The 6,405-nt window shown below is 68.1% G+C and carries 6 protein-coding genes; 4 read left to right on the forward strand and 2 right to left on the reverse strand.

The features are described from left to right. Positions 1-4 precede the first annotated feature (4 nt). The gene (locus AC1DMS_RS16585) at positions 5-241 is read right to left on the reverse strand and encodes a hypothetical protein (protein ID WP_047785419.1); all 237 of its coding nucleotides are present in this window, start codon (positions 239-241) and stop codon (positions 5-7) included. Next, the gene (locus AC1DMS_RS16590; RefSeq protein ID WP_478181416.1) at positions 238-1,929 is read right to left on the reverse strand and encodes a cyclic peptide export ABC transporter; all 1,692 of its coding nucleotides are present in this window, start codon (positions 1,927-1,929) and stop codon (positions 238-240) included. The genes AC1DMS_RS16585 and AC1DMS_RS16590 overlap by 4 nt, the downstream gene beginning before the upstream one ends. A 199-nt stretch (positions 1,930-2,128) precedes the next feature. Between AC1DMS_RS16590 and fhuF the strand changes: the two genes are divergently transcribed. The 4 genes from fhuF (at position 2,129) to AC1DMS_RS16610 (ending at position 6,244) form a co-directional block, all read left to right on the forward strand. Continuing rightward, positions 2,129-2,908 carry a siderophore-iron reductase FhuF gene (fhuF, locus tag AC1DMS_RS16595; RefSeq protein WP_478181417.1) on the forward strand — a complete coding sequence of 260 codons (780 nt, stop codon included), beginning with the start codon at positions 2,129-2,131 and terminating at the stop codon, positions 2,906-2,908. Positions 2,909-3,005: 97 nt separating this feature from the next. Continuing rightward, the gene (locus tag AC1DMS_RS16600; protein ID WP_478181418.1) at positions 3,006-3,851 is read left to right on the forward strand and encodes a formyltransferase family protein; all 846 of its coding nucleotides are present in this window, start codon (positions 3,006-3,008) and stop codon (positions 3,849-3,851) included. Next, complete coding sequence (locus AC1DMS_RS16605) at positions 3,848-4,882, forward strand: GNAT family N-acetyltransferase (RefSeq protein ID WP_478181419.1); 1,035 nt, start codon at positions 3,848-3,850, stop codon at positions 4,880-4,882. The genes AC1DMS_RS16600 and AC1DMS_RS16605 overlap by 4 nt, the downstream gene beginning before the upstream one ends. Positions 4,883-4,924: 42 nt before the next feature. Further along, positions 4,925-6,244: a lysine N(6)-hydroxylase/L-ornithine N(5)-oxygenase family protein gene (locus AC1DMS_RS16610; RefSeq protein WP_478181420.1), complete on the forward strand. Its 1,320-nt coding sequence runs from the start codon at positions 4,925-4,927 to the stop codon at positions 6,242-6,244. Positions 6,245-6,405: the final 161 nt, after the last annotated feature.

Raw genomic sequence — 6,405 nt, forward strand, 5'->3', positions numbered from 1 at the left:
GGCTTCACTGCAGGCGCCCTTCTTCGCGCAGCGCCTCCTGCATCGACGGCTTGATCAGCGCGGCCCCGGCCAGCGCCCACAGCGTCAGCACGTCGTCCAGCGCGCAGATGTTCCCGGGGTCCACGCCGAGCCAGCGGATGAGCTCCTCGGCGCGCTCCGGCGAGGGCGAATCGTGCAGCGTGCAAAAGAGCGTCCACGCGGCGTCGAAGGCGGGATCGTCGGGCACACGGTCACGCATCATGCAGCCAGGCTTTCGGGCGGGACGTACGCCTTGTCTTCCTCGATCTTTCCGGCGCGCATCGTGACCACGCGGTCGGCCAGGTGGAAGTACCTGTCGTCGTGCGAGATCACCACCAGCAGGTGCCCCTTGGCGCGCAGTTCGGGCAGGAGCTCCGTGTAGAACAGGTGCCGGAACGCCGGATCCTGGTCGGCGGCCCATTCGTCGAACACCAGCACCGGGCGGCCTTCCAGGTACGCATGCACCAGCGCCAGCCGCTTGCGCTGTCCGGTCGAAAGATCGGTGGTGGTGAAGGCGCCGTCCTTCACGCTCACCTTGTGCGCGATTTCCAGGCGCTCCAGGTAAGGCAGCGCGGTCTGCGGCAGCGTGGCCGTGCCCGCGCCCTCTTCGCCGGCCGCCAGGTCCTCGAACAGGTAGAAGTCCGAGAACACCGTCGTGAACAGCTGCCTGTAGTCGTCGCGCCCCTGTGGCGTCACCACGCCGCCGTCGAGCAGCACTTCGCCGCCGTGCGGTGCATAAAGGCCGAGCAGCAGCTTGATCAGCGTCGTCTTGCCGGAGCCGTTGTCGCCCACGATGAACACCATCTCGCCGGGCCGCAGCAGCAGGTCGATGGGGCCGAGCGTGAAAGCCTCGCCGCCTTCGGGCGCATCGAAGCGGTAGCACACGCCGCGCATGGCGATCTCGCGGTGGAGCATCACGCCGTTGGATGCGCGCTCCAGGTGCAGGTGCGGCTCCGGCGTTGCAAAGCGCGCCGCCAGGTCGGCAATGCGCCGGAACGCGATCCTGGCCCGGCCCACGCCCGGCAGCGCGCCCGCGATCTGGTCCACCGGCCCCTTCAGGAACAGCATCACCAGCACGAAGCCGCTCAGCACCGCGGGCTCGGTCGGCCGGAACGCGGCCCAGCCCAGGATCAGCGCGATCAGCAGGAAGAACAGCGCCGAGCCGAAGGCCGTCGCCATCACATAGGTGTTGATGGCGCGTCCGTTCACGGTGCGGATGTTGTCCACGATGCGCTCGATCTGCCCGCCGAACATCCGCGTGCGGCGCGCGCGGTGCATGCGGAATTCCTTCGCGCCTTCGCTGATCGCGCGGTAGGTCTTGTGCAGCTGCTCCTCGTATTCGCGCGCTTTCCAGAAACCCACCTCGGCGCGCACCTGCGCGCGCGTCTGGATGGTCGCGCCGATCGCGAGCGCCACCACCAAGAGGCAGAACAGCGGCAGCGACAGGTAGGCGAGGTACGCCAGGCAACCCAGCGCAATCGCGAACGCGATGAGCGTGGACGACAGCACGAAGGCCACGTCGCTGATCATGTCCACGTCCTGCGACAGCACCGGCATCAGCCGGTGCGTGCGGTAGCGCTCCAGTGCATCGATGGGCGCCGAGAGAATCTTCTGCGCGAGGCTCTTGCGCACCTGCGCCACCAGCCGCTGGCCGACGAAGTTGGTCGACACGTCCGAGGCCATGCGCCCCAGCAGCGCCACCGCGCACAGCCCGACGAAGGTCAGCAGCAGCCCGCCCGCCATGCCGCCCTCGCGGTTGAGCACCTGGTTGATGGTGCCCAGCAGCGCGACGGTGGCCGCACCCGCGCTGATGCCCGTGACCGTGGACAAGAGGACCCACGGTAGAAACGGCTTGAGCAGGCGCCCGAGTTCGGAGGTGTTGCCACGGGGGGTCGTGGTGGTCGGTGTCATGCAAAGGCTCTTTCCGCCCACCCGGGGCAAAACGGCTTGAAAAAGGCCATGCCCTGTCGACATCGCCCGTGCGGCTGCACGCCGCTTACTGCATAGACGGTTGGGTCCGGCCAATGTTCATGCGCGGCGCCGGATGAACACCCCCGCCGCCAAACCGTCTTCAAGGGATGCATTCCCCGCACCTCTTGCAGGCCGCCTCGTGATCGCGCTGCTGGAACCCCTGTTCCCCGGTGCACTGGCCGTGCATGCCGAGCGGCTGCAGTGCGCGGACACGGTACCGGCCGGCGCACTGCGCGTGGCCGACCTGGCGCATTCGCCTTCGCTCCTTGCCGACGTGCTGCACCTTCACGCGCGAGCGCGCGGCGCAGCCGGCGCGCGCGACCTGCGGCCGGTCGCCTCGGCATGGAGCCTGGACTATCTCTCCGCGTTGCTGCCGCCCGTGGTGGCCGCCGCCAGCGTGCTGCAGCACGTGCTTCCCGTTTCAGCGGAGCACATCTGGGTGCGGATCGACGACAAGGGCGCGCCCGCCAGCTTTCATGTGCTGCACCTGGGCGATGCGCGCCGCGGCGCCGACAACGCGCAGCGCTATGCGCCGCTGCTGTGGCAGCACCTTCAGCCGCTTTTCACTGCCCTGTGCAGCCTCACGCGGCTTGCGCCCAAGATCCTGTGGGGCAACACCGCACGCCACCTCGAACCGATCTTCGACCTGGCGCTGGCCGCGACCGGCGGTGCAGCCCACATCGCACAAGACCGCGACCGTCTCCTGCACTACCCCGCCTGGCCCGACGAGGCCCGGCCGGTCAACCCCTTGCACGCCCGCTGCCGCGAAGTGCGGCCGGCCGGCGCCGGCCAGGGCCGGCCGGTCAAGCTGCACCGCCAGTGCTGTCTCTACTACCTGCTTCCGCGCGAGGACTACTGCGGCGCCTGCCCGCTCGCGCCGCAGCACCGCAAGAGCGCCGGCGAAATCCTGCAGCCGTGAACAGATGGCACGCTGCCACGTCTTCTCTCCTGAAGGCCCCACGCCTGCCTGCTCCCGAGCCAACTCCAACGCCGATCCATCCTTTCACGCCACACCCATGTCCAAGGCAAAGCTCGTCTACATCCTGTCCTTGAGAAACGCGGCCGCCGACAAGGCCGGCCAGTACATCGACTTCAAGGGCACGCAGCGCTACATGGCGTCCCCGCTCGAATACCTGGCCAAGGCACTGGACGAAAGCCCGCTGGGCGAGGCCTATTCGCTCGAAGGCATCGTCTACGACGACGACGAAGGTTCGCCGCGGGACCGCGCGGCGCTGCAGGACTACGGCTTCTCCTGCCAGCCCGGCCGCCAGTGGATCTTTCCGGGCGACCTGAAGACGCAGGGCAAGCTCGTCAACGGCATGCTCCACGCGGTGCCGTCCGAATACCGGCGGCTTCCGCTCGATGCGAAAGAACGCCCCGCCGCCAAGAGCGCCTTCGAGCGCCGCCTGCTGGACAAGCTGCTCACGCTGCAGGCCGACATCGTCGTGCTCGACGGGCTCCTGGTGATCCTGGACGAGCTCGTGCGCCCGGGTGCGCCGTTCCACCGCAGGATCGTCAACATCCACCCCGGCATCACGCGCATCGAGTCGCCCTACGAGCGCCGCGGCGCCCGCGCCACGCTCGATGCGCTGCACGGCGCCAAGGGCCGCAAGGTCGTGAACTGGCAGACGATGGAAAGCATCGCCGCCCCGCCGCTCCTGAAGACCGGCGCCTCGCTGCACTACGTGGACAACGGCATCGACTCCGGAGAAGTCATCCACGACGTGCTCGGCACGCACATCGACCCCGAGGACTCGATCCTCGAGCTGCGCTGGAACAACTTCAACCACAGCCTCTTTCCGGCGTTCCACCAGGGCCTGGCCCTGCTCGCGAGCCGCCGGTCCACCGAAGGAACCCCATGACCCTCACCTCCTACGCCGACGGCACGCCGCACGACATCACCCTGGACGGCGGGATGCTCGCCGTGCGCAGCCGCCAGGGCGACACGCGCTCGCTCTGGCGGCTCGCGACCGGCGGGGCCGATGCCGCGCTCCAATGGGTCGACGGCAGCGCGGCCTCCACCCCTCACCTGCTCGCGGCCCTGGAAGCCGCCTTCGAGCACCTTCCTGCGCACAAGAGCCTCGCGGTGGCGGCGCCCGCGCTGGCCGAGGAGCTGGCCCACACCGGCGTGCTGCTCGCGTCGCCGGACGGCGGCGTGCGCGCCTTTCGCGACATGCTCTGGCAGCAGCCGCGCCTGTGGCTTCCCGCCGTGCATGCGCCGATGGTGCAGCGCTATGCGCTCACCCACGGCAAGGTGCATCCGCTGCGCACGCCCAAGCCCCGCGGCCTGCTCTACCAGCGCTTCATTCCGTGGCTCGGCAAGACCTTCTCGTTTCGCAGCATCGACTTCGAGCGCGACCTGGGCATCTTCAACCGCTGGATGAACGACCCCGACGTGGCCGAGATCTGGGAGGAGGCAGGCGACCTGGACAAGCACCGCGCCTACCTCTCGGGCATCGATCGCGACCCGCACATGTACTCGATGATCGCGAGCTTCGACGGCGAGCCCTTTGCCTACTTCGAGATGTACTGGGCCAAGGAAAGCCGCATCGCGCCCTTCTACGACGTGCAGGACTACGACCGCGGCTGGCACGTGCTGGTCGGCGAGCCGTCGTTCCGCGGCAAGGCATTCGCCACCGCGTGGCTCACCTCCATCTCGCACTACATCTTCCTGTGCGACCCGCGCACCCAGCGCGCCGTGGGCGAGCCGCGCATCGACCACGTGCAGCAGATCCGCAACCTGGACAAGTCGGGCTACGCCAAGGTGAAGGAGTTCGACCTGCCGCACAAGCGCGCACAGCTCGTGATGATGCTGCGCGAACGCTACTTCATCGACGGCCTCTGGCTGCCGCGCAGCGACGCGCCGGCAGCCACTCGCGCCAAGCCCGTCTGACCCGCCAACCGCTCAACCGCTTCGCAGCAAAAGGAATCCGCCATGGTCATCCACGACGTCATCGGCATCGGCTTCGGTCCCTCGAACATCGCGCTGGCGATCGCGCTCGACGAGAAGCGGCGCGACGGGCACCGGCTCGACGCGATGTTCATCGAGAAGCAGCCGGCCTTCGCCTGGCACAAGGACATGATGCTGGAGCATGCGCACATGCAGATCTCCTTCCTGAAGGACCTGGCCACGCTGCGCAACCCGACCAGCCGCTTCACCTTCATCAACTACCTGCACGAGAAAAAGCGCCTGCAGGACTTCATCAACCTGAAGACCTTCTTCCCGAGCCGCCACGAGTTCAACGACTACCTGGCCTGGGCCGCCGCGCAGTTCGAGGATGCCTGCGTCTACGGCGAGGAAGTGTTCGAGGTGCTGCCCGAGCGCGAGGCCCATGGCGACGACGTGACGCTGCTGCGCGTGCGCTCGCGCGACCGCACGGGCCACGTGAGCGAGCGCCTCGCGCGCAACCTCGTGGTGAGCGTCGGCGGCATGCCGAACATTCCGGACTGCTTCCGGGCGCTGCGCGGCGACCCGCGCGTGTTCCATTCGAGCACCTACCTGCAGGGCATCGCCACGCAGGACGGCGCGCAAAGAATTGCCATCGTCGGCGCCGGCCAGAGCGCCGCGGAGATCTTCATGGATCTGCAGGGCCGCCCCCATGCGCCGCAGGTCGACCTCGTCATGCGGGCCCGCTCCATCCGTCCTTCGGACGACAGCCCCTTCGTGAACGAGGTGTTCAACACCGAGTTCACCGACTACATGTACAGCCGGCCCGACGACGAGCGCGCCGCCCTGCTCGAGGAGTTCGGCCACACCAACTATGCGGTGGCCGACCTGGAACTTATCCAGCAGATCTTCAAGATGTTCTACCAGCAGAAGGTGCGCGGCGAGAACCGCATGCGCTTCCTGCGCCGGCACGACATCCACGCCGCCCACGCCACCGCCGACGGCATCCACCTGACCATGTGCGACCAGAACACCGGCCGCGAAAGCACCTCGCGCTACGACGCCGTGGTGCTGGCCACCGGCTACGCACGCGAGCAGCACAAGGAACTGCTGACGCCCCTCGCACCGTACCTGGACGGTTTCTCGGTGGACCGCCACTACCGCGTGCGCAGCACCGGGGACTTCCGCCCCGCCATCTTCCTGCAGGGCGCCTGCGAGTCCTCGCACGGGCTGAGCGACACGCTGCTGTCGGTGACCTCGGTGCGCACGGGGGAGATCGGCAGCGCGCTGCTGAAGGCCAGCGCCGCCGGTGCCGGCCGGAGCGAGCGCCAGGCCGTCCGCGTCCAGGCAGCCGCCGAAGCCCGGTGACGCGGGCGGACGGCACGCGCTGAAGCATGGGGTACAGGGTGTCTCTCTTTTTGTAGTTCAAACGTCTCATGTACGGAAGCGCCAGAACTGCGGGATCCGGCAGGCCTTGCGCTGAAACCCGAACACGTCGTTTTTTTACTGCTCCTGGAGTACCTCAACCT

The sequence above is a fragment of the Variovorax sp. 05T418 genome, from assembly GCF_056396385.1.